This window comes from Pseudomonas sp. B21-032 (genome assembly GCF_024748965.1).
In the GTDB taxonomy this organism is placed as follows: Bacteria; Pseudomonadota; Gammaproteobacteria; order Pseudomonadales; family Pseudomonadaceae; genus Aquipseudomonas.
Map to the genome: position 1 here is coordinate 1,123,506 of NZ_CP087180.1, position 22,254 is coordinate 1,145,759.

The window sequence follows — 22,254 nt, forward strand, 5'->3', positions numbered from 1 at the left end:
GGCAAGGCCCGGTTACCACGAGGGTAACCGGGTACGGCGCATCAGGCCAGTTCGGCTTTAGGCGCAGTTGCGTAAGCGTGTTTGAGCAGTTCGGTGAAACGCTCGAAGGCGGCCACGGCGCCTTGCTCGGCCTTGGCTTCTTCTTCGGCGCTCAGTTCCAGGCCGTCGAGGATGCGTGTGAACTGCTTCCAGCCTTCAGCGCGGCCACCGGCCGGCTCGCCCAGGTGACGGGCACCGAAGCTGTCCGACAAGCCCAGGCCGACGGCACGCTTGATCAGGAAGGCGGCGCCGAGCTTGGAGCCTTCGGAGACGAAGATCCAGCCCATGGCTTCACCCAGGCTGGGGTTTTGCAGGGCGCCGGCGAAGTCGGCGGGGATCTCGGTATTCAGGTCAGCCAGGTCCAGGCCGGCCTGTTCGGCGCGGCAGCGTGCGGCGAGGTCAGGGACGATGGCGATCAGCGCCGGGTCGGTGTACAGCGCCTTGAGCTCGGACTGGAACAGGTACTGGGCAACCACGAAGCGGGCGAAGCTCTCGCGGGTTTCGAACGGCGCGTGGGATTTGACCAGGGCGTCCAGCTCGGTGTGCGGGGCGTGGGTCAGCTGGTTCAAGCGTTGCGAACGCAGGCTGGCGCGTTCGGCGGTGGTAGCGGCGGTCATGGTGATTCCTTGCGAAATGGGCGTGCCTGATGACTAGACGAATGAGAAGACGCGGGACAGTAAAAAAACCTCACCTGTGGGGGGCTGCATTTGCAGCCCATCGCGGGTCTAGCCCGCTCCCACAGGTTCGCGGTCAGATGTCCCAGACCAGGTTGATGGCGAAATTACGGCCCGGCATGGTCAGGCGGTCGAGGTTGGCGGGGGCGGTCACTGCCGCTTCACCGAGGCCGTCGTAGCCGCGCACGTCATCCCACTGCCAGTACTTCTTGTCGGTCAGGTTGTAGAGGCCGGCGTTGACGGTGATGTCTTCGGTGACTTTGTAGAACCCGGTCAAATCGAGTACGCCGTAACCCGGGGTGCGGAACTGCTTGCTGGTGCCGTCGGGGGCGAAGAAGGTGGTGTCGTCGACGCGATCCTTGCGCTTGACCAGGGTCCAGCTCAGCAGCGCGCCGTATTGCGCTTGCTCGTAACCCAGGCCCATCACCGCGGTCAGCGGGTTGACGCTGTTGAGCGGCTGGCCGGTGTCGTCGTTGCGGCCATGGGCGTAGGCCAGCGAGCCCTGGGTGTAGAGGCCATGCGGCGCACCGAAGGCGTCGAGGTTCAGGCGGCCCTTGAACTCGGCACCCTTGATGGTGGCGTGCTTGATGTTGTTGGCTTCGAAGGTCTGGCCGAGGTTGCTACCCTGCACGGCGTCTTCGTTGATGAAGTCGCGGTACTTGTTGTAGAACACCGCGACATCGAAGTTACCCGCTTCGAAGTTACCGCGCAGGCCGGTCTCGTAGCTCTTGCTCTTTTCCGGTTCGAGGTTGGAGTTGCCGCGCACGCTGTAGCCCAGGCCTGGGTTTTCGAAGCGGCCATACAGCGCCTTGGCGGTCGGCGTGCGGAAGCCTTCGGCGTACTGGCCATACCAGGTGTAGTTGTCGTTGAAGGCGTAGGTCAGGCCGAACTTGGGCGAAACCCGATGCCATTTCTTCGCCTCGTCATCAACCGGGTCGGTAGGGCTGGCGCCAACCCCACGCAGGAACTCGTCGGTCATGTGCGGCTTGAGTTCGGTGTAGTCGTAGCGCGCGCCCGGCAGGAAGGTCCACTGGTTCCAGCGGATTTCATCCTGGGCGAACAGGCTGTAGGTGTTGACGGTCGGGTCAGGGAAGTCGCTGACCAGTGCCTGGCTGTCACTGGCGCTGATCTGGCCGATGAAGCGGCAGGCGCCGCCGACGTTCAGGCAGGTGCCAGTGCCGCTGCGCGAGCCGGTGACCTTCTGGTGCTTGAGGGTGGTGCCGTAGGTCAGCAGGTGCTCGGTGGCGCCGATGCTGAAGGCCTTGTCCAGCTGGGCGTCGAACACCCACTGGCGGTCCTTGTAGGTGGTCTGGCGGTCACGGAACACCTGGCGGCCGGAGGCGAAGTAGAGCTCTTCGGTACGCTGGTCGGTCTTGCCGATCTGGTAGTTCAGGCTCCACTTCATGTTATCGGCCAGCACGCTACCGAGTGCGAATTCGTGGTTGATGCCGAAGCGCTCGCGGGTCACGGTGTCGTTGCCGGTGCGGTCGCGGTACGAATTCATCGCGCCGAAGCCAGGAATGAACGGCCCGCCCACGGCGCTTTTTTGTTTGAGGTCGCGGTCGTCCTTGTAGTTTTCATAGGTGAAGGCCAGGCGTGCGTCGTCGGCGTAGTTCCAGCCGGCCTTGGCGAGGATGTTGGTGGTGCGCACATCTTCCGGGTTGGCGGCGGTGCGCGCCAGGCCGGTGCCACCGTGGCTGCTGTAGGACTCGGTTTCATGGCCGTTGCGCTGGCTCAGGTGCAGCAGGCTGTCGAACTCGCCCTGGCGGCCGGCAACGGTGGCCGAGTTCAGCCAGCTCTCATCTGCCGAGCTGTAGCCGGTCTTCAGGCGTGCGCCGACGTCCTGGCCGGGCTTGATGATGTCGTCGGGGTCGAGGGTGAAGTAGCTGACCGCGCCGCCAATGGCGTTGCTGCCGTACAGCACCGAGGCCGGGCCACGGAGGATCTCCACGCGCTTGACGATTTCAGGGTCGACGTAGTTGCGCTGGGTCTGGGCGTAGGGGCCGAAGAAGAAGCTGTCGGGGATCGACACGCCGTCGATCTGAGTCAGCACCCGCTCGCCGTCGATACCGCGGATGTTGTAGCCGTTCAGGCCGCTGCGCTGGCCGGTGCCGCTGACCGAAACGCCAGGCTCGTAACGCACCAGTTCCTTGATGTTGTTGACGTTCTGGCGGTCGAGCTGCTCGCGGGTCTGCACGCTGACGGTGCTCGGCACCTGGCTGACGTCCTGGGCGCTGCGGGTGGCGCTGACGGTGATCTGCTGTAGGGCGATGGCCTTGCCGGCGCTGCGTTCGATCACCACGTTGGCGCTGCTCAAGGTTCGGTAGCTCAGGCCGGTGCCGGCCAGCAGGCGCTGCAGGGCGGCCTCAGGCTTCAGTGAGCCATGCACGCCCGGCGAGGCGACGCCTTCGGCCAGTTCGGCAGAGAAGCCCACTTGCCAGCCGGTGACCGAGGTAAAGGCATTGAGCGCTGACACCAGCGGCTGTTGGCTGATGGCAAAGCGGTAGTCGCCCATGCGCGGGGCACTGGCCTGGGCCGGCTCAGCGGCCAGCGCCGGCAGGCTGCAGGCGCCGCTGGCGAGCATGGCCAGGGTCAACAGGGAGAGCGTGCAACGCTGCAGGCCGGGGGTACGTGAAGTGGCTGAAGATCGACGAGTGAAACCAGTGGACATCGAAAGCGCTCCCTGTCGCGCAAATGTTATAGGTGCTGGCTGATTCAAAAATAAGAATCAGTTGCATTAGCTATAACGAGACGTAACAGCGTCAGGGATCGCGTAAAAAAACTTTTGCCTCAGTTGAGAATCACCAGCGCCGGGTACTCATGCAACTGCGCCGAGGTGATGTGGGCCAGGGCGCGCAGGGTTTCCAGCGGCTGGTCGAGGCGGTAGTTGCCGGTGACCGCGACGTTCGCCAGCTGTTCGTTGCCGTTGATGATCCACCCCGGGTAGTAGCGGCGCAATTCGGCCAGTACCTGGTTCAGCGGGCAGTTCTCGAACACCAGCCGGCCCTGGACCCAGGCCAGGTCTTTTTGCGCATCCAGACGCCCGCGCTGGCCAAAGCCATTGGGCCCGACGCTGATGCTGTCGCCCGCCGACAGGCGAATGCGCTGGTCGCTGCTGGCCTGCAGGTCGACATCGCCGCGTTGCACCCGCACCTGGGCTTCGCCGTTGAGGTAGCGCACGGCAAAGTCGGTGTCGCGCACACTAGCGCGCAGCGGCCCGGCTTGCAGCTCCAGGGGCGGCTGGGCGCCAGCGGGAATCTCGAAATAGGCCTCGCCCTGCAGCAGCCGGGCAACCTGGCGGTTGTCGCGCAGGTCGCTGGCAAAGGCCGAATTGGTGTTGAGCAACACCTTGGAGCCGTCGTCCAGTTGCAAGCGCTGGCGTTCACCGACCACGGTCAGGTGATCGGCCTGCAGGCGCACTGGCAGGTTGCCGACGGTGAAAATCCCCACCAGCAGCACAGCGGCTGCGGCCAGGGGCTTGTAGTGCGGGCGGATGCGTGAGCGCAAGCTGCGACGCTGCACCTGGTGCAGTTGCCCGGCTGCCTGGCGCAAGGGCGCGCCGTTCCAGATGGCCTCGGCCTCGACATAGGCGCGGGCATTGGCCGGGTCAGCCTCGAGCCAGGCTTCGAAGGCCTGGGTGTCTTCGGCGCTGGCACATTGCAGGCGGATCAGCCAGTCCAGGGCCTGGTCCATGGCCTGGTCACTGGCAGCTTGGCCAGGCGGCGCGGGGCGAGGAGGGGGACTGTCGGTCACGGGTGGGTCCTTGGCGGGGCTGGCGCTTTTTGCGAATGATCCGGGGTATCCATGGGGATGGCAAGGTTTTAGCTGCGATCCACGACGGGCTGTTTACTTCAGCCGGTCGGCTACCCCTACACAGATGGCCATGATCAGTTTCAGTTCCTTCTGAACCGTGCTTGCCGAGACTTTCAACTGTTCGGCGATTTCCAGGTAACTGGCGCCGTGCAGGCGGCTGAGGATGAAGATGCGTTGCTGGCGCTCGGTCAACTGGGCGAGGCTGACGCTCAGGCGCTTGAGCAGTTGTTCGGCGTGGGCGGCGTCTTCGGCGCTGCTGCTGGGCGCGGCGACGTTGTGCAGAATTTGCTCGGGCACGTCCTCGACCAGGTTGCGCGACTGCGCCCGGCGCGCGCGCAAGTGATCAAGGGCGAGGTTGCGCGCAGTCTGGAAAACGAAGGGTTCCAGGTGCTCGATGGGGCGTTCGCCAAGGGCACGGGTAACCCGCAGGTAAGTCTCCTGCAACAGGTCTTCGGCAGTGCTGGGGTTATCCACCATGCGCTGCAGGGTGCGCAGCAGGCTGACCCGCTGGGCGAGGAAAACGACGTTGAACTGGGACTGACTCACAGCGGTACCCGACCATGGTGTGGCGAATGATAATGCTTATCATCAACGCTTTGGTCAAGTACTGCCTCCTGCGAGGTTGTGATCCTAGCGGGCGTTGCACAGTGCCAGGCAGTTATCCAGCATGCGGTTGGAGAAGCCCCATTCGTTGTCGTACCAGGCCAGTACCTTGAGCATGCGCCCGTTGGCGCGGGTGTGGTTGGCGTCGAAAATCGACGACAGCGGGTTGTGGTTGAAGTCGCAGGACACCAGCGGCAGGCTGTTGTAGCCCAATACCTTGGAGTGCCGGCTGGCCTCCTTGAACAGCGCGTTGACGGCCTCGGCCGTGGCCTCGCGCTCAAGATTGACGGTCAGGTCGACCAGCGACACGTTGATCACCGGCACCCGCACGGCCATGCCGGTGAGCTTGCCGGCAAGTTCCGGCAGCACCAGGCCCACGGCTTCGGCGGCGCCGGTCTTGCTCGGGATCATCGACTGGGTTGCCGCACGGGCGCGGTACGGGTCGCTGTGGTAAACGTCAGTGAGGCTCTGGTCGTTGGTATAGGCGTGGATGGTGGTCATCAGCCCCTGCTCGATGCCGAACTCGCGGTGCAGCACCTGGGCCAGCGGCGCCAGGCAGTTGGTGGTGCACGAAGCGCTGGAGATGATCTGGTGCGAAGGGCGCAGGATGTCATGGTTGACCCCGTACACCACGGTGGCATCCGCGCCCTTGGCCGGCGCCGAGATAATGACTTTGCCGGCCCCGGCAGTAAGATGGGCGGCGGCCTTGGCGCGTTCGGTGAATAACCCGGTGCATTCGAACACCACATCGATGGCTTCGGCTTTCCACGGCAATTCCGCCGGGTTGCGGATGGCGCTGACGGCAATGCGATCGCCGTTGACAGTAATACTCTCGTGATCGGATTCAACCGTGGCAGCAAAGCTGCCGTGGACGCTGTCGTATTTGAGCAGATGGGCATTGATCGCGCTGTCGCCCAGGTCGTTGATGGCGACGACCTGCAGGTCCTGACGGTAGCCTTGGGTATAGAGTGCGCGAAGGATGTTGCGGCCGATGCGGCCAAAGCCATTGATTGCGATACGAAGGGTCATGGAGCTACCTCTGGCAGACCGGGTGAAGCCCGTGGCAATTGAAGTTTTGCTTCACTGCATCTGATTTTGTTGTTGGAATTACAAGATTATTCGTAAAAAAATAGAAAACAAGCCTTTTTGCTGGCAATATTTTATTTAATCTACAACGAGCGATCGGCCAAGCCGTCCCTCCCGCAACGCATCGCCCCTGCCCTTGAGCCTAGGCCGCGATCGTTGATAAGGGAAACCGCCGCAGAGGTCGCAACCACCGATAGCCTGGAGTCCAGTACATGCATCCGCGCATTCTTGAGGTCACCCAACGGCTGATCGCCCGCAGTCGCCCCACCCGTGAACGCTACCTTGAGCTGATTCGCGGGGCCGCCAGCGACGGGCCGATGCGCGCCAAGCTGCAATGCGCCAACTTCGCTCACGGTGTCGCCGGTTGTGGCAGCCAGGACAAAGACAGCCTGCGGATGATGAACGCGGCCAACGTCGCCATCGTCTCCGCCTACAACGACATGCTCTCGGCGCACCAGCCTTACGAGCATTACCCCGAACAGATCAAGCAGGCGCTGCGCGAAATTGGCTCGGTCGGCCAGTTCGCCGGCGGCGTGCCGGCCATGTGCGACGGCGTCACCCAGGGTGAGCCGGGCATGGAGCTGGGCATCGCCAGCCGCGAAGTGATCGCCATGTCCACTGCCATTGCCCTGTCGCACAACATGTTCGACGCGGCGCTGATGCTCGGTATCTGCGACAAGATCGTCCCCGGCCTGCTGATGGGCGCGCTGCGTTTCGGCCACCTGCCGACCGTATTCGTCCCCGGTGGGCCGATGCCGTCGGGCATCTCCAACAAGGAGAAAGCCGATGTGCGCCAGCGCTACGCCGAAGGCAAGGCCAGCCGCGAAGAGCTGCTGGAATCGGAGATGAAGTCCTACCACAGCCCCGGCACCTGCACCTTCTACGGCACCGCCAACACCAACCAGCTGTTGATGGAAGTGATGGGCCTGCACCTGCCGGGCGCCTCCTTCGTCAACCCCTACACGCCGCTGCGCGATGCCCTCACTGTCGAGGCTGCGCAGCAAGTCACGCGCATGACCAAGGCCAGTGGCAGCTTCATGCCGCTGGGCGAGATCGTCGACGAGAAATCCCTGGTCAACTCCATCGTGGCCCTGCACGCCACCGGCGGCTCGACCAACCACACCCTGCACATGCCGGCGATTGCCCAGGCCGCCGGCATCCAGTTGACCTGGCAGGACATGGCGCAGCTTTCGGAAGTGGTGCCGACCCTGTCCCACGTCTATCCGAACGGCAAGGCCGATATCAACCACTTCCAGGCTGCCGGCGGCATGGCCTTCCTGATTCGCGAGCTGCTCGATGCCGGCTTGCTCCACGAAGACGTCAACACCGTCGCTGGCCACGGCCTGCGCCGCTACACCCGGGAGCCGTTCCTTGAGGCCGGCAAACTGGTCTGGCGCGAAGGCCCGCAGGCCAGCCTCGACGAGGCGATCCTGCGCCCGGTGGCGCGGGCGTTCTCGCCCGAAGGCGGTCTGCGGGTGATGGAAGGCAACCTCGGTCGCGGGGTGATGAAGGTGTCTGCCGTCGCCGCCGAGCACCAGGTGGTCGAAGCCCCGGCACTGGTGTTCCATGACCAGCAGGCGCTGGCTGATGCCTTCCAGGCCGGCCAGCTTGAGCGTGACTTCGTCGCTGTGATGCGCTTCCAGGGGCCGCGCTGCAACGGCATGCCCGAGCTGCACAAGATGACCCCGTTCCTCGGCGTGCTGCAGGACCGTGGTTTCAAGGTCGCGCTGGTAACTGACGGGCGCATGTCCGGTGCTTCGGGGAAAATCCCCGCAGCCATTCACGTCTGCCCCGAAGCCTTCGACGGCGGCCCGCTGGCGCGCTTGCGTGACGGCGATATCGTCCGCGTCGACGGCGTCGCCGGCACCCTGACGGTGAAGCTCAGTGCAGCAGAGCTGGCCGATCGTCAACTGCCCGCCGCGCCGACCGGCAACGACCTGGGTTGCGGCCGTGAGCTGTTCGGCTTCCTGCGCACCGCCCTGAGCCCGGCCGAGAAGGGCGCCAGCGCCTTCACGTCGGCGCTGGAGACGCTCAAATGAAGCGCGCACTGGTCGGCGATATCGGCGGCACCAATGCACGCTTTGCCCTTTGGGAAGACAACCGCATGCACGCCGTGCAGGTCTTTGCCACGGCCGACTACACCAGCCCGGAACAGGCCATCGGCGCTTATCTGGCCGCCCAGGGCCTGGCCCGCGGCGAGCTGGGCGCAGTGTGCCTGGCGGTGGCCGGGCCGGTCGATGGCGACGAGTTTCGCTTTACCAACAACCACTGGCGCCTCAGCCGCGAGGCGTTCTGCAACACCTTGCAGGTCGAGCGCTTGCTGCTGATCAACGATTTCACTGCCATGGCCCTGGGCATGACCCGCCTGCAGGCGGGCGAGTACCGCAGTGTCTGCCAAGGCGCGCCGGATCCAGGCCGCCCGGCGCTGGTGATCGGCCCGGGCACCGGCCTTGGCGTCGGCACTTTGCTGAGCCTGGGTGATGAGCGCTGGATGGCGCTGCCGGGCGAGGGCGGGCATGTCGACCTGCCGGTGGGTAATGCCCGCGAAGCGCAGATACATCAGCAGATCGCCAACGAAATCGGCCATGTCAGCGCCGAGACCGTGCTCAGCGGCGGCGGCCTGCTGCGCTTGTACCAGGCCATCTGCGCCCTCGATGGCCAGCCTGCGCCATTGCAGAGCCCGGCGGCGATCACCGACGCGGCGCTGGCCGGCGAGCCGGTTGCCCTGGCGGTGATCGAGCAGTTCTGCCGGTTCCTTGGCCGGGTGGCGGGCAACAACGTGCTGACTCTTGGCGCGCGAGGCGGGGTGTTTATCGTCGGCGGCATCATTCCGCGCTTTGCCGAGCTGTTCCTGGCCAGCGGCTTTGCCGCCAGTTTTGCCGACAAGGGCTGCATGAGTGGCTACTTCAAGGATGTCCCGGTATGGTTGGTGACCGCCGAATTCTCCGGCTTGCTCGGGGCTGGCGTGGCGCTGCAACAAGCCGGTTGAGCGGTGGAGCAAGGAGTGATTCGTGAGCAAGTCGATACTGATGGTCGACGACGACCAGGACATCCGTGAACTGCTGCAGGCCTACCTGAGCCGCGCCGGTTTCAGCGTCCAGGCGGTGGCCGACGGCCGTGGCTTTCGCCAGGCCCTGGACGCCAGCGACTGCGACCTGGTGATCCTCGACGTGATGCTGCCCGACGAAGATGGCTTCAGCCTGTGTCGCTGGGTGCGCCAGCATCCGCGCCTGGCGCAGGTGCCGATCATCATGCTCACTGCCAGCTCCGACGAAGCCGACCGGGTTATCGGCCTGGAACTGGGCGCCGATGATTACCTGGGCAAACCCTTCAGCCCGCGCGAACTGCAGGCGCGGATCAAGGCGTTGCTGCGCCGTGCCGGTTTTGGCCAGGAGCGCAGTGGCGGTGACGTGCTGGCCTTCGATGACTGGCGCCTGGATACCATCAGCCACCGGCTGTTCCACCGCGACGGTGAAGAGGTGATTCTGTCCGGCGCCGATTTTGCCTTGCTCAAGCTGTTCCTCGATCACCCGCAACAGATCCTCGACCGCGACACCATTGGCAACGCCACCCGTGGCCGCGAGCCGATGCCGCTGGACCGCATCGTCGACATGGCGGTCAGCCGCCTGCGCCAACGCCTGCGTGACACCGAAAAGCCGCCACGCTTGATTCGTACCGTGCGCGGCAGTGGTTACTTGCTGGCGGCCAATGTTGCGCCTGCGCACTGACGGGCGCTGGCGCCTGCCGCTGCCGCGCTCGCTGCTGGGGCGCATGCTGCTGTTGACCTTGCTGGTAGTGCTGCTGGCGCAAGCGCTCTCGAGCCTGATCTGGCTGTCGCAACTGCGCGCCAGCCAGATGCAAGGCCTGGTTGCCAGCGCCCGTAGCCTGGCCCATTCGATGAGTGCCAGCGTCAGCTATTTTCGTTCGCTGCCGGTCGCGTACCGGCCGATGGTGCTCGACCAATTGCGCAGCATGGGCGGCACCCGTTTCGTCGTGTCCCTCAACGATAAACCCCTGGACATGCAGGTACTGCCCACCACGCCGCGCAAGGCCGCGGTGATCGATGCCGTCGGCGAGGTGCTGCACCAGCGCCTGGGTGCGCAGCTGGAAATTTCCATCCAGTTCGTCAGCCCGCAAGACCTGCGAATCTTCAACAGCGGCCTGAAACTCGATGAGCTGCCGCGCTCCTGGGCCCACTATGCGCTGACCCTGGAGCCGATCAACCCGCCAGTGCTGGTGACCCAGATCCACCTCGCCGAAGACGAATGGCTGTACATCGCATCGCTGTTGCCCGAGCCCTATACCAGCCTCGAAGAGCAGGGCCTGCCCAACCAGCAGCTGTGGTTCATCGTCCTCACCAGTTCATTCCTGCTGCTGTTCATCGGCCTGCTGGTGCACTGGCAGAGCCGCCCGCTCAAGCGCCTGGCCCTGGCTGCACGGGAGATGTCGCTGGGTGCTGACGTCGAGCCGGTGACCGAAGGCGGCGGCAGCGAAGTGGAGGAGGTGGGCCGCGCCTTCAACGCCATGCGCGAACGCATCAGCCGCTACCTGACCGAGCGCAGCCAGTTGTTCAGCGCCATCTCCCACGACCTGCGCACACCGATCACGCGCTTGCGCTTGCGGGTCGAGCTGCTCGATGACGAGCAGTTGCAGGCCAAGTTCGGCCGCGACCTCGATGAGCTGGAGATGCTGGTCAAGGGCGCGCTGCAGTGCGTGAAGGACACCGACATCCACGAAAACATCGAGCGAATCGACCTCAATCAGGTGCTCGAATGCCTGGTCGAGCCGTACCTGGGCAGTGGCCAGATCACCCTCGAAGGCCGAGCCCTGGCGCCGTATCCGGGCAAGCCGCTGGCGCTCAAACGCTGCATCGGCAACCTGATCGACAACGCCTTGAAGTACGGCGAGCGCGCCCACCTGCGCATCATCGACAGCGACAGCGGCTTCGTCCTGCAGGTCGATGACGAAGGCCCGGGCGTGCCCGAGCAGCGTCAGGAGCAGGTGTTCGAGCCGCACTTTCGCCTGGCCGGGCAGCAGCAGGGCTATGGCCTGGGCCTGGGTATTGCGCGCAACATCGCCCACAGCCACGGCGGCGAGGTGAGCCTGCGCAACCTGCGTGAAGGGGGCCTGCGGGTGACCTTGAGCCTGCCGCGCAGCAATGACTGACACCCTCATTCAGGCGAATGTCACCAACTGGTGACATTCGCGCATCCCTTCGTTACCTGCAGCCCCCGTGCCGCTGGTTAGACTCCGATGCAAGCGCAAGCACCACGACTTGCACCTGCATAACAACAAGAAAAGGTTTCTCTCGATGAATGCGATCAATCGCCTCGCCGCTGTCATTTCCCTCGCCTCCTTGTTGCCCCTCAGTGCAATTGCCGCCAACGGTACCGTTGAAGTCACCCATTGGTGGACTTCCGGTGGTGAAGCCGCAGCGGTGAAAACCCTTAAGGAACAAGTCGAGAAAGACGGTTTCACCTGGAAGGACAACGCCGTCGCCGGTGGCGGTGGCGCCGCGGCCATGACCGTATTGAAAAGCCGCGCCGTGGCCGGCAACCCGCCGGGCGCCGCCCAGATCAAGGGGCCGGACATCCAGGAGTGGGGCGCGCTGGGCCTGCTTACAGAACTCGACGATGTCGCCAAGGCCAACAACTGGGATGTCCTGTTGCCGAAGAAAGTCGCGCAGATCATGCAGTACGACGGCCACTATGTGGCGGTGCCGGTGAACATTCACCGGGTCAACTGGCTGTGGATCAATCCGCAGGTGTTCGACAAGGCCGGGGCCAAGGTGCCGACCACTCTCGATGAACTGTTCGTTGCCGCCGACAAGCTCAAGGCGGCCGGTTTCATCCCGCTGGCCCATGGCGGCCAGCCGTGGCAGGACAGCACGGTCTTCGAAGACCTGGTGCTGAGCATTCTCGGGCCCCAGGGTTATCACCAAGCCTTTGTCGAACTGGATGAAGGCACCCTGACCGGCGAGAAGATGGTGGAGGTATTCAAGACCCTGCAACGCCTGGGCACCTACATGGACCCCAACCGCGCCGGGCGTGACTGGAACATTGCCGCCGCCGAGGTCATCAACGGCAAGGCCGGCATGCAGATCATGGGCGACTGGGCCAAGAGCGAGTGGACCGCCGCCGGCAAGGTGGCGGGCAAGGACTACCAGTGCGTGGCCTTCCCCGGTACCCAGGGCAGCTTTGCCTACAACATCGACTCACTGGCGATGTTCAAGCTCAAGAACGAGGACGACATCAAGGCTCAGAACGACCTGGCCAAGGTCGCCCTGGAGCCGCAGTTCCAGACCGTGTTCAACCAGAACAAGGGCTCCCTGCCGGTACGCCAGGACATGGACATGAGCCAGTTCGACGCCTGTACGCAAAAGTCGGCGGTGGACTTCAAGGAAGCGGAAAAAGGCGACGGCCTGCAACCGAGCATGGCCCACAACATGGCGACCTCGCTGGCGGTGCAGGGGGCGATCTTCGATGTCGTCACCAACTTCTTCAACGACCCCAAAGCCGACCCGGCGACAGCGGTCAAGCAGCTGAGTTCGGCGATCAAGTCAGCCAAGTGATGGGCTGATGTGGGGGCGGCCTTTCGGGCCCTTCGCGGGGCAAGCCCGCTCCCACAATACCCGCGATTGCCTCCACACGAGATATCCTGATGAGCACTGTTGCCACACTCAACAAGGCCTCACCCCTGGACGCCCTGCAGCGCTGGTTACCGAAACTGGTGCTGGCGCCAAGCATGCTGATCGTCCTGGTGGGCTTTTACGGCTACATCCTCTGGACCTTCGTCCTGTCCTTCACCAACTCAAGCTTCATGCCCAGCTACAAATGGGTGGGCCTTGCGCAGTACGCACGGCTGATGGAGAACGACCGCTGGTGGGTGGCGAGCAAGAACCTGCTGCTGTTCGGCGGCATGTTCATCGCCATCAGCCTGGTGATCGGCGTGCTGCTGGCGGTGCTGCTCGACCAGCGCATCCGCCGCGAAGGCTTCATTCGCACCATTTACCTGTACCCCATGGCGCTGTCGATGATCGTCACCGGCACCGCCTGGAAGTGGCTGCTCAACCCCGGCCTGGGCCTGGACAAGATGCTTCGCGACTGGGGCTGGGAAGGCTTTCGCCTGGACTGGCTGGTGGACCCCGACCGGGTCGTCTACTGCCTGGTGATCGCCGCCGTGTGGCAGGCCTCGGGCTTTGTCATGGCGCTGTTCCTGGCCGGCCTGCGCGGCGTCGATCAATCGATCATCCGCGCCGCGCAGGTCGATGGCGCGAGCCTGCCGAGCATCTACCTGCGTATCGTTTTACCGAGTTTGCGCCCGGTGTTTTTCAGCGCGTTGATGATCCTTGCGCACATCGCCATCAAGAGCTTCGACCTGGTCGCGGCGATGACCGCAGGCGGCCCGGGCTATGCCTCGGACCTGCCGGCAATGTTTATGTACTCCTTCACCTTCAGCCGCGGGCAGATGGGCATGGGCTCGGCCAGCGCGATCCTGATGCTCGGCGCGATCCTGTCGATCCTGGTGCCTTACCTGTATTCGGAACTGAGGAACAAGCGCCATGACTAGGTCCCTCGCTCCCCGCTCGTTGAGTTTCAGCCGCCTGGCGATTTACTCGACCCTGATCCTGGCCTGCGCGCTGTACCTGATCCCGCTGGTCGTGATGCTGCTGACCAGCTTCAAGTCGCCGGAGGACATCCGTACCGGCAACCTGCTGAGCTGGCCCGAGGTAATCACCGGCATCGGCTGGATCAAGGCCTGGGACACGGTCGGCGGCTACTTCTGGAACTCGGTGAAGATCACCGTGCCGGCGGTGGTGATCTCGACCCTGCTCGGCGCGTTGAACGGTTACGTGCTGTCGATGTGGCGCTTCCGGGGCTCGCAGCTGTTCTTCGGGTTGCTGTTGTTCGGCTGCTTCCTGCCGTTCCAGACCGTGCTGCTGCCGGCCTCGTTCACCCTCGGCAAGCTGGGCCTGGCCAGCACCACCAGCGGCCTGGTGCTGGTGCATATCGTCTACGGGCTGGCCTTTACCACGCTGTTTTTCCGCAACTACTACTGCAGCGTACCCGAGGCGCTGGTGCGCGCGGCGCGGCTCGATGGCGCGGGGTTTTTCACCATTTTCGGGCGCATCCTGCTGCCGATGTCGGTGCCGATCATCATGGTCTGCCTGATCTGGCAGTTCACCCAGATCTGGAACGACTTTCTCTTCGGCGTGGTGTTCGCCAGCGGCGATGCGCAACCGATCACCGTGGCCCTGAACAACCTGGTCAACACCAGCACCGGGGTCAAGGAATACAACGTCGACATGGCGGCGGCGATGATCGCCGGGTTACCGACCCTGTTGGTCTATGTGCTGGCTGGCAAGTATTTCCTGCGCGGGCTCACGGCCGGCGCGGTCAAGGGGTAAACACAATGGCAACGCTTGAACTGCGCAACGTCAACAAGAGCTACGGCGGCGGCATGCCGGACACCCTGAAGAACATCGAGCTGTCGATCGACTCCGGCGAGTTCCTGATCCTGGTCGGGCCGTCCGGCTGCGGCAAGTCGACCCTGATGAACTGCATCGCCGGCCTTGAACAGATCAGCGGCGGGGCGATCCTGGTGGATGATGCCGACATCAGTGGCATGAGCCCCAAGGACCGCGACATCGCCATGGTGTTTCAGTCTTACGCGCTGTACCCGACCATGAACGTGCGCGACAACATCGCCTTCGGCCTGAAGATGCGCAAGATGCCCGCCGCCGCCATCGATGAAGAAGTGGCGCGGGTGGCCAAGCTGCTGCAGATCGAGCACCTGCTGACACGCAAGCCCGGGCAACTGTCCGGCGGCCAGCAGCAGCGCGTGGCCATGGGCCGGGCGCTGGCGCGGCGGCCGAAGATCTACCTGTTCGACGAGCCGCTGTCCAACCTCGACGCCAAGCTGCGGGTGGAGATGCGCACCGAAATCAAGCTGATGCACCAGCGCCTGAAGACCACCACGGTGTACGTCACCCACGACCAGATCGAGGCCATGACCCTGGGCGACAAGGTGGCGGTGATGAAAGACGGGCTGATCCAGCAGTTCGGCACCCCGCAGCAGATTTACAACGACCCGGCCAACCTGTTCGTCGCAAGCTTCATCGGCTCGCCACCGATGAATTTCATTCCCCTGCGCCTGCAGCGCAAGGACGGGCGCCTGCTGGCCCTGCTCGACAGTGGCCAGGCGCGTTGCGAGCTACCCTTGGGGTTCAATGTCGCGGGCCTGGAGGAGCGTGAAGTGATTCTCGGCATTCGTCCCGAACAGATCGCCCTGGCCCCGGCCCAGGCCAACGGCTTGCCGAGCATTCGTGCCGAAGTGCAGATCACCGAGCCCACCGGGCCGGACCTGCTGGTGTTCGTCACGCTCAACCAGACCAAAGTCTGCTGCCGCCTGGCCCCGGATGTGCCAACCCAGGTCGGCGACACCCTCAACCTGCAGTTCGACCCGGCGCGGGTGCTGCTGTTCGATGCCGCCACGGGTGAGCGCCTGGGTGTTGCCGCACCCGCGCAGGCAAGTCAGGACAATGTCGCCCAATTCAAGGGCCGCTGAATTCGTTATAGAGCGTAGAACCCCATCGAGAACAATAAAACGAGGAAACAAGGGATGGATCACTTCAAGCGTATCAAGCCGCTGGCGCCGCTGACCCTGCTGGCGGCCCTGGGCGTCAGTTGCGGGGCGCAGGCGGCCGGCGCCTTTGCCCCGGAGTCGAAATGGATGAGCGGCGACTGGGGCGGTACCCGCACCGAATTGCTGGAGAAGGGTTACGACTTCACCCTCGATTACGTCGGCGAGGTGGCCGGTAACCTCAATGGTGGCTACAACGACGACAAGACTGCCCGTTACAGCGACCAGTTCGCGCTCGGTGCGCATCTGGACCTGGAGAAGATCTTCGGCTGGCACGATGCCGAGTTCAAGCTGGCGATCACCGAGCGTAGCGGGCGCAACCTGTCCAACGACCGCATCAGCGACCCGCGTGCCGGCCAGTTCAGTTCGGTGCAGGAAGTCTGGGGCCGTGGCCAGACCTGGCGCCTGACGCAGATGTGGGTCAAACAGAAATATTTCGATGGCGCCCTGGATATCAAGGTCGGCCGTTTCGGTGAAGGCGAGGATTTCAACAGCTTCCCCTGCGACTTCCAGAACCTGGCGTTCTGCGGCTCGCAGGTGGGTAACTGGGTTGGCGGCATCTGGTACAACTGGCCGGTCAGCCAGTGGGCCATGCGGGTCAAGTACAACATCACCCCGGAGTTCTTCGCCCAGGTCGGCGTGTATGAGCAGAACCCCTCCAACCTTGAGACCGGCAATGGCTTCAAGCTCAGCGGCAGCGGCACCAAGGGCATGATCCTGCCGGTGGAGCTGGTCTGGTCGCCGCAGGTCAACGGCCTGCCGGGCGAGTATCGCCTGGGTTACTACTACAGCACGGCCAAGGCCGATGACGTCTATGAAGACCTCAATGGCCAGCCCCAGGCATTGACCGGCGCCGCCTTCAAGTCGCATTCGAGCAAGCATGGCTGGTGGGTGGTGGCCCAACAGCAGGTCACTACGCACAACGGTGATGCTAACCGCGGCCTGAGCCTGTTCGCCAACTTCACCGTGCACGACAAGGCCACCAACGTGGTCGACAACTATCAGCAGGTGGGCATGGTCTACAAGGGCGCTTTCGATGGCCGGCCCAAGGATGACATCGGCTTTGGCGTGGCGCGCATCCACGTCAACGATGATGTGCAGGACAGGGCAAAACTGCTCAACCAGCAGAGCGGTATCGCGGATTACAACGACGCCGATTTCGTGCCGATCCAGAAGACTGAGTATAACGCCGAGCTGTACTACGGCTTCCACGTTACCAACTGGCTGACCGTGCGGCCGAACCTGCAGTACATCAAGAGCCCGGGCGGGGTGGATGAGGTGGATAACGCGCTGGTCGCCGGGTTGAAGATTCAGTCGTCGTTCTGAGGCGATATGTTGTAAATTTACGCATATTGCGACCGCTGTGCGGTCGATCGCTGGCAAGCCAGCTCCCACATGGATTGCGCAGAACCTGTGGGAGCGGGCTTGACCCGCGATGAGGCCCTCACTAACAACAAGAGTTCCCCGCCATGCCAGAGCACCCGCTACAACGCTTTTTCACCTCACAGAGGCCCAGGCCGACCTTTGAGTGGGAGCGTTACCAGCAGCGCGACGTGCTGATCATCGATCACCCGCAATGCCAGGCAGTATTCAGTCGTCAGGGCGCGCAGTTATTGCACTTCCAGCCCCAGGGCGAGCGCCCCTGGCTGTGGTGTGCGGCGCAGTGGCCGCAAGTCGGCGCCATCCGCGGCGGCGTGCCGGTGTGCTGGCCCTGGTACGGTCGCCATCCCAGCGAAGACATGTGGCCGGCCCACGGTTGGGCGCGCCTGCTCGACTGGAAGCTGATCGACAGCAGTGAAGACGCAGACGGCGTGACCCTCAAATGGCGCCTGCAGCTGTGCGACTGGCAGGTCGACCTGCTGGCCAAACTGGGCAAGCGCATGGAGCTGCAGCTCAGTACTGAACACCAGGACAGCCAGCCTTGTCAGTTGAGTCATGCTCTGCTGGCCTATTGGCGTATTAGTGACGTTTCCGAGATAGCGCTGTCTGGGCTAGAAAACATTGAGGGTTACGACCGTTTGAACCGTCAGGCCTGTCGGCAGAAGGGCGCCTTGAAGGTCCATGGCGGTTGCCAGCGGGTATTCCCCAATGCGGCGACCCTGCAGTTGCACGACCCGGCCTGGCAGCGCCAGTTGTGCATCGATACCGGTGACAGCGAGGACACCGTGGTCTGGCACCCCGGCAGCCGGCCGTTGATGGGCGTCAGTGGCAGCGAAACCCTGGGCTTCGTCTGTGTCGAGGCGGCCAGCGGCAGCAGTGACAGCCTGAGCCTGGCGCCGGGTGAGCAAGCACACCTGCGGCTGCAGGCGCACTTGCTCAGTTGAGTTCGTCGTCGATCGGGTAGCGGCTGGCGTTGAGACTTTCCTTGATCTTGCGCAGGTGCGGCTGGAAGTCGACGCCGCGGCGCAGGGTCATGCCGGTGGCCAGCACGTCGAGCACGGTCAGCTGGATGATCCGCGAAGTCATCGGCATATAGATGTCGGTGTCTTCGGGCAGCGGGATGTTCAGGCTCAGGCTGCTGGCCTTGGCCAGTGGCGAGTCGGCGGCCGTTAAGCCGAGTACCGAGGCGCCGTTTTCCCGGGCCAGGCGCGCGACTTCGACCAGCTCGCGGGTGCGCCCGGTGTAGGAGATGATCACGAACAGCTCGCCGGTGTGGGCCACCGAGGCCAGCATGCGTTGCATCAGCACATCGGCATGGGCCGACACTGCCAGGTTGAAACGGAAGAATTTGTGCTGGGCATCCAGCGCCACCGGCGCCGAGGCGCCGAGGCCAAAGAAGTGAATCTGCCGGGCCTGGATCAGCATGTCGACGGCGCGGCTGACCAGCTGTGGATCAAGTTGCTGGCAGGCACTGTCCAACGAGGCGATGGCGCTGCCGAAGATCTTTTGGGTGTAGGAGGCCGGATCATCATCGGCCTCTACCGCCCGGCTGACATAGGCGGCGCCACTGGCCAGGCTCTGCGCCAGTTGCAGCTTGAGCTCGGGGTAACCGCTGACGCCGAACGAGCGGCAGAAGCGGTTGACCGTCGGCTCGCTGACCTTGGCGGCCTGGGCCAGGGCGGCGATGCTGAAGCGGGTGGCTTGCTGGGGGTTGAGCAGGATGACTTCGGCGACTTTGCGCTCAGCCTTGTTCAGCTCTTCGAGGCGGCCCTGGATCTGCTCCAGGAGGTTTCGCACGCGGTCCATGGGTGTTTTCCTTGGGTCGTTGAGACAGCCGGCTGGCGACAGCAGCGGGCTTTTGACACGGTGGCCTATCGTACTGATGGCATGGATGGCACACCACTTGAATCTGTCCACTGGGTAAAATGTTGTGGTTTTTACTACATTATTCCTTGAAAACTGCGATTGAAAACGGTATTTCTACGTCAACTTGATAAAAGAACCAACATCATGGCTTCGATCAGCGTTGAACCCTGCACCTTTGCCCTGTTTGGCGCCCTTGGCGACCTGGCCTTGCGCAAGCTGTTCCCGGCGCTCTACCAGCTCGACCGGGCCGGCCTGCTGCACGCCGATACCCGGGTGCTGGCCCTGGCTCGCGAGCCGGGCAGTGTCGCTGAGCACCTGGCGTCGATCGAGGTGCACCTGCAGGAGTTCGTGCCTGCCGGGCAGGTCGAGGGGCCGGTACTGCAGCGCTTTCTCGCGCGGCTGACCTACTTGCACGTGGATTTCCTCAAAGCCGAGGACTACCAGGCGCTGGCTGAACAGGTTGGTAACGACAGCCAACTGATCGCCTATTTTGCAACCCCCGCGGCGGTGTATGGCGGCATCTGCGAGAACCTCGACAAAGCCGGCCTCAGCGCCCGTACCCGGGTAGTGCTGGAAAAGCCCATCGGCCATGACCTGGAGTCTTCACGGCGGGTCAACGACGCCGTGGCCCAGTACTTCCCGGAAAACCGCGTTTACCGCATCGACCATTACCTGGGCAAGGAGACGGTGCAGAACCTGATTGCCCTGCGCTTTGCCAACAGCCTGTTCGAAACCCAGTGGAACCAGAACTCGATCTCCCACGTGGAGATCACCGTTGCCGAAAAGGTCGGCATCGAAGGGCGCTGGGGCTATTTCGACAAGGCCGGGCAATTGCGCGACATGATCCAGAATCACCTGCTGCAGCTGCTTTGCCTGATTGCCATGGACCCGCCCAGTGACCTCTCTGCCGACAGCATCCGCGACGAGAAGGTCAAGGTGCTCAAGGCCCTGGCGCCGATCAAGGGCGAGGGCCTGAGCACCCAGGTGGTGCGCGGCCAGTACATTGCCGGCTACAGCGAAGGCAAGCCGGTGCCCGGCTACCTGGAAGAAGACAACGCCAACGCCCAGAGCGACACCGAAACCTTCGTCGCCCTGCGTGCCGATATCCGCAACTGGCGCTGGGCGGGGGTGCCCTTCTACTTGCGCACCGGCAAGCGCATGCCGCAAAAGCTGTCGCAGATCGTCATCCACTTCAAGGAAACCCCGCACTACATCTTCGCCCCGGAACAGCGCTTACAGATCGGCAACAAGCTGATCATCCGCCTGCAGCCGGATGAAGGCATCTCGCTGCGGGTGATGACCAAGGAGCAGGGCCTGGACAAAGGCATGCAGCTGCGTAGCGGGCCCTTGCAGCTGAATTTTTCCGACACCTGGCGTAGCGCGCGGATCCCCGATGCCTACGAGCGATTGTTGCTGGAAGTGATGCGCGGCAATCAGAACCTGTTTGTGCGCAAAGACGAAATCGAATACGCGTGGAAGTGGTGCGATCAGCTGATCGCCGGCTGGAAGCAGTCGGGCGACGCGCCCAAGCCCTATGCCGCCGGTTCCTGGGGGCCGATGAGCTCGATTGCACTGATTACCCGCGATGGGAGGTCCTGGTATGGCGATATCTGAACTGCAACTGCCGGCAAACGTCGCGGCACATGAATTCACTGCCCCTGCGCTGTTGGCCGAAGGCTTGGCCAAGGATGTGGCTGCTCGCCTGAATGCGGCGATTGCCGACAAGGGCCAGGCTACCTTGGTCGTCTCCGGCGGCCGCAGCCCGGTGGCGTTCTTCGCCGCACTGCTCAAGCAGCCGCTGGACTGGTCGAAGGTACTGGTGACACTTGCTGATGAACGCTGGGTGCCAGTGGAGCATGCCGACAGCAATGCTGGCCTGCTCAAGCGCCACCTGTTGACCGGCCCTGCTGCCAAGGCGCGTTTCCTCAATCTCTACAATGCTGCTGCGAACCTTGAAGCGGCCGCATTGGAAGCCGACCAGGCCCTGGCCGAACTGCCAGGGATCGACGTTCTGGTACTGGGCATGGGCGACGATGGCCATACCGCCTCGCTGTTCCCCAACAGCCCGAACCTTGCCGAAGGTCTCGATCCGAACAGCGCCCGCCGTTGTCTGCCGATGCTGGCGCCGAGTGTGCCGCATCAACGCCTGAGCATGACCTGCGCGCTGCTGGCGAGCGCCGGTTTTACCGCCTTGTCGGTGCAAGGCGCGGGCAAACTCGCTACCCTGCGCGCCGCACTGGTGGGCAATGACCTGGCCGAGATGCCGATTCGTGCCTTCTTACAAGACCCTCTGGATATTTACTGGTGCCCATGAGCCAAGGATCCGCCGTTATGACCACGCATGAACTGAAACAGCCGGGAGCTTCCATGGCCGACAAGATTGCCCGGATCGATCAGATCTGCACCCAGGCGCGCATTCTGCCGGTGATCACCATCGCCCGCGAAGAAGACATCCTGCCCCTGGCCGACGCCCTGGCGGCCGGTGGTATCAAGACCCTGGAAGTGACCCTGCGCTCCTCCCATGGCCTCAAGGCCATCCAGGTCCTGCGCGAGCAGCGCCCCGAGTTGTGCATCGGCGCGGGCACGGTCCTGGACCGCAAGATGTTTGCCGCCGTGCAAGCGGCCGGCGCGCAGTTCGTGGTCACCCCGGGCATCACCCAGGATTTGCTCGAGGCCGGCGTCGACAGCGACATCCCGCTGTTGCCAGGTATCAGCACGCCGTCGGAAATCATGATGGGCTATGCCCTCGGCTACCGGCGTTTCAAGCTGTTTCCGGCCGAAATCAGCGGCGGTGTAGCGGCGATCAAGGCCTATGGCGGGCCGTTCGGCGACGTGCGTTTCTGCCCCACCGGCGGGGTCAACCCGGGCAATGTGAAACAGTACATGGCCCTGGCCAATGTGATGTGCGTGGGCGGTACCTGGATGCTTGACAGCAGCTGGATCAAGAATCACGACTGGGCCCGTATCCAGGCCTGCAGCGCCGAGGCCCTGGCACTGCTGGACTGAAACCGAATTCGTTGTGTGCTACACGGCTTTGAGGTGCGCTTGGTCGGCGCACCTTTTTTTTTTGCCGGTGATATTTCGATGCTGCTGGCGTTGTAGGGAAGGGCGTCCGGCTGTCGCGATTGTCGACCGCGCCGTACGGTTAAGA

19 protein-coding genes are annotated in these 22,254 nt (G+C 63.6%); 13 read left to right on the forward strand and 6 right to left on the reverse strand.

The annotated features are described in order from the left end of the window. Positions 1–41: 41 nt before the first annotated feature. From LOY54_RS05115 to gap, 5 genes are all read right to left on the reverse strand, one after another. Complete coding sequence (locus tag LOY54_RS05115) at positions 42–656, reverse strand: biliverdin-producing heme oxygenase (protein WP_093387105.1); 615 nt, start codon at positions 654–656, stop codon at positions 42–44. A gap of 133 nt (positions 657–789) precedes the next feature. Continuing rightward, entirely contained in the window at positions 790–3,384 is a 2,595-nt protein-coding gene (locus tag LOY54_RS05120) for a TonB-dependent receptor (protein WP_258609605.1), read from the reverse strand. A gap of 119 nt (positions 3,385–3,503) precedes the next feature. Then, positions 3,504–4,466 carry a FecR domain-containing protein gene (locus tag LOY54_RS05125; protein WP_093387096.1) on the reverse strand — a complete coding sequence of 321 codons (963 nt, stop codon included), beginning with the start codon at positions 4,464–4,466 and terminating at the stop codon, positions 3,504–3,506. A 93-nt stretch (positions 4,467–4,559) separates the two neighbouring features. Further along, the gene (locus LOY54_RS05130; protein WP_093387092.1) at positions 4,560–5,072 is read right to left on the reverse strand and encodes an RNA polymerase sigma factor; all 513 of its coding nucleotides are present in this window, start codon (positions 5,070–5,072) and stop codon (positions 4,560–4,562) included. 84 nt (positions 5,073–5,156) lie between these two features. Next, complete coding sequence (gene gap, locus LOY54_RS05135) at positions 5,157–6,158, reverse strand: type I glyceraldehyde-3-phosphate dehydrogenase (protein ID WP_045196433.1); 1,002 nt, start codon at positions 6,156–6,158, stop codon at positions 5,157–5,159. Positions 6,159–6,427: 269 nt separating this feature from the next. On the opposite strand from gap, the gene edd reads away from it, so the two are divergent. From edd to LOY54_RS05185, 10 genes are all read left to right on the forward strand, one after another. Next, on the forward strand, positions 6,428–8,254 hold the full coding sequence (gene edd, locus LOY54_RS05140) for a phosphogluconate dehydratase (RefSeq protein ID WP_045196435.1): 1,827 nt from the start codon (positions 6,428–6,430) through the stop codon (positions 8,252–8,254). Continuing rightward, positions 8,251–9,204 carry a glucokinase gene (locus LOY54_RS05145; RefSeq protein ID WP_093387076.1) on the forward strand — a complete coding sequence of 318 codons (954 nt, stop codon included), beginning with the start codon at positions 8,251–8,253 and terminating at the stop codon, positions 9,202–9,204. The genes edd and LOY54_RS05145 overlap by 4 nt, the downstream gene beginning before the upstream one ends. A 40-nt stretch (positions 9,205–9,244) precedes the next feature. Continuing rightward, positions 9,245–9,943 (forward strand): response regulator, encoded by a 699-nt coding sequence (locus tag LOY54_RS05150; protein ID WP_045196602.1) that lies wholly within the window; start codon positions 9,245–9,247, stop codon positions 9,941–9,943. After that, positions 9,924–11,381: an ATP-binding protein gene (locus tag LOY54_RS05155; protein ID WP_309475660.1), complete on the forward strand. Its 1,458-nt coding sequence runs from the start codon at positions 9,924–9,926 to the stop codon at positions 11,379–11,381. The genes LOY54_RS05150 and LOY54_RS05155 overlap by 20 nt, the downstream gene beginning before the upstream one ends. Before the next feature lie 145 nt (positions 11,382–11,526). After that, positions 11,527–12,786 carry an ABC transporter substrate-binding protein gene (locus LOY54_RS05160; RefSeq protein ID WP_258609607.1) on the forward strand — a complete coding sequence of 420 codons (1,260 nt, stop codon included), beginning with the start codon at positions 11,527–11,529 and terminating at the stop codon, positions 12,784–12,786. A gap of 89 nt (positions 12,787–12,875) precedes the next feature. Then, positions 12,876–13,784 carry a carbohydrate ABC transporter permease gene (locus LOY54_RS05165; RefSeq protein ID WP_045196443.1) on the forward strand — a complete coding sequence of 303 codons (909 nt, stop codon included), beginning with the start codon at positions 12,876–12,878 and terminating at the stop codon, positions 13,782–13,784. Then, complete coding sequence (locus LOY54_RS05170; RefSeq protein WP_045196445.1) at positions 13,777–14,622, forward strand: carbohydrate ABC transporter permease; 846 nt, start codon at positions 13,777–13,779, stop codon at positions 14,620–14,622. The genes LOY54_RS05165 and LOY54_RS05170 overlap by 8 nt, the downstream gene beginning before the upstream one ends. 5 nt (positions 14,623–14,627) lie before the next feature. Then, a complete protein-coding gene (locus LOY54_RS05175; RefSeq protein ID WP_258609609.1) occupies positions 14,628–15,782 on the forward strand; it encodes an ABC transporter ATP-binding protein in 1,155 nt (384 codons plus the stop codon). 54 nt (positions 15,783–15,836) lie between these two features. Further along, the gene (locus tag LOY54_RS05180; RefSeq protein WP_093387055.1) at positions 15,837–17,183 is read left to right on the forward strand and encodes a carbohydrate porin; all 1,347 of its coding nucleotides are present in this window, start codon (positions 15,837–15,839) and stop codon (positions 17,181–17,183) included. A 143-nt stretch (positions 17,184–17,326) separates the two neighbouring features. Then, positions 17,327–18,181, forward strand: coding sequence for a D-hexose-6-phosphate mutarotase (locus tag LOY54_RS05185; RefSeq protein WP_045196451.1), 855 nt, complete (start codon positions 17,327–17,329; stop codon positions 18,179–18,181). Here LOY54_RS05185 and hexR read toward each other — a convergent pair. Next, on the reverse strand, positions 18,174–19,034 hold the full coding sequence (gene hexR, locus LOY54_RS05190; RefSeq protein WP_176794343.1) for a DNA-binding transcriptional regulator HexR: 861 nt from the start codon (positions 19,032–19,034) through the stop codon (positions 18,174–18,176). The genes LOY54_RS05185 and hexR overlap by 8 nt on opposite strands. Positions 19,035–19,247: 213 nt before the next feature. Between hexR and zwf the strand changes: the two genes are divergently transcribed. The 3 genes from zwf to LOY54_RS05205 are packed head-to-tail and all read left to right on the forward strand — an operon-like array spanning position 19,248 to position 22,109. Next, positions 19,248–20,717, forward strand: coding sequence for a glucose-6-phosphate dehydrogenase (gene zwf / locus LOY54_RS05195; RefSeq protein ID WP_258609612.1), 1,470 nt, complete (start codon positions 19,248–19,250; stop codon positions 20,715–20,717). Then, entirely contained in the window at positions 20,704–21,417 is a 714-nt protein-coding gene (pgl, locus tag LOY54_RS05200) for a 6-phosphogluconolactonase (protein ID WP_258609614.1), read from the forward strand. The genes zwf and pgl overlap by 14 nt, the downstream gene beginning before the upstream one ends. A 17-nt stretch (positions 21,418–21,434) precedes the next feature. Then, positions 21,435–22,109, forward strand: coding sequence for a bifunctional 4-hydroxy-2-oxoglutarate aldolase/2-dehydro-3-deoxy-phosphogluconate aldolase (locus tag LOY54_RS05205; RefSeq protein WP_258609616.1), 675 nt, complete (start codon positions 21,435–21,437; stop codon positions 22,107–22,109). The last annotated feature ends 145 nt before the right edge of the window (positions 22,110–22,254 follow it).

Coding starts and splice junctions, on each gene's coding strand:
- LOY54_RS05115 (WP_093387105.1), bottom strand. CDS start 656: ATGACCGCCGCTACCACCGCCGAACGCGCCAGCCTGCGTTCGCAACGC.
- LOY54_RS05120 (WP_258609605.1), bottom strand. CDS start 3,384: ATGTCCACTGGTTTCACTCGTCGATCTTCAGCCACTTCACGTACCCCC.
- gap (WP_045196433.1), bottom strand. CDS start 6,158: ATGACCCTTCGTATCGCAATCAATGGCTTTGGCCGCATCGGCCGCAAC.
- edd (WP_045196435.1), top strand. CDS start 6,428: ATGCATCCGCGCATTCTTGAGGTCACCCAACGGCTGATCGCCCGCAGT.
- LOY54_RS05145 (WP_093387076.1), top strand. CDS start 8,251: ATGAAGCGCGCACTGGTCGGCGATATCGGCGGCACCAATGCACGCTTT.
- LOY54_RS05150 (WP_045196602.1), top strand. CDS start 9,245: ATGGTCGACGACGACCAGGACATCCGTGAACTGCTGCAGGCCTACCTG.
- LOY54_RS05155 (WP_309475660.1), top strand. CDS start 9,924: ATGTTGCGCCTGCGCACTGACGGGCGCTGGCGCCTGCCGCTGCCGCGC.
- LOY54_RS05160 (WP_258609607.1), top strand. CDS start 11,527: ATGAATGCGATCAATCGCCTCGCCGCTGTCATTTCCCTCGCCTCCTTG.
- LOY54_RS05165 (WP_045196443.1), top strand. CDS start 12,876: ATGAGCACTGTTGCCACACTCAACAAGGCCTCACCCCTGGACGCCCTG.
- LOY54_RS05170 (WP_045196445.1), top strand. CDS start 13,777: ATGACTAGGTCCCTCGCTCCCCGCTCGTTGAGTTTCAGCCGCCTGGCG.
- LOY54_RS05175 (WP_258609609.1), top strand. CDS start 14,628: ATGGCAACGCTTGAACTGCGCAACGTCAACAAGAGCTACGGCGGCGGC.
- LOY54_RS05180 (WP_093387055.1), top strand. CDS start 15,837: ATGGATCACTTCAAGCGTATCAAGCCGCTGGCGCCGCTGACCCTGCTG.
- LOY54_RS05185 (WP_045196451.1), top strand. CDS start 17,327: ATGCCAGAGCACCCGCTACAACGCTTTTTCACCTCACAGAGGCCCAGG.
- zwf (WP_258609612.1), top strand. CDS start 19,248: ATGGCTTCGATCAGCGTTGAACCCTGCACCTTTGCCCTGTTTGGCGCC.
- pgl (WP_258609614.1), top strand. CDS start 20,704: ATGGCGATATCTGAACTGCAACTGCCGGCAAACGTCGCGGCACATGAA.
- LOY54_RS05205 (WP_258609616.1), top strand. CDS start 21,435: ATGACCACGCATGAACTGAAACAGCCGGGAGCTTCCATGGCCGACAAG.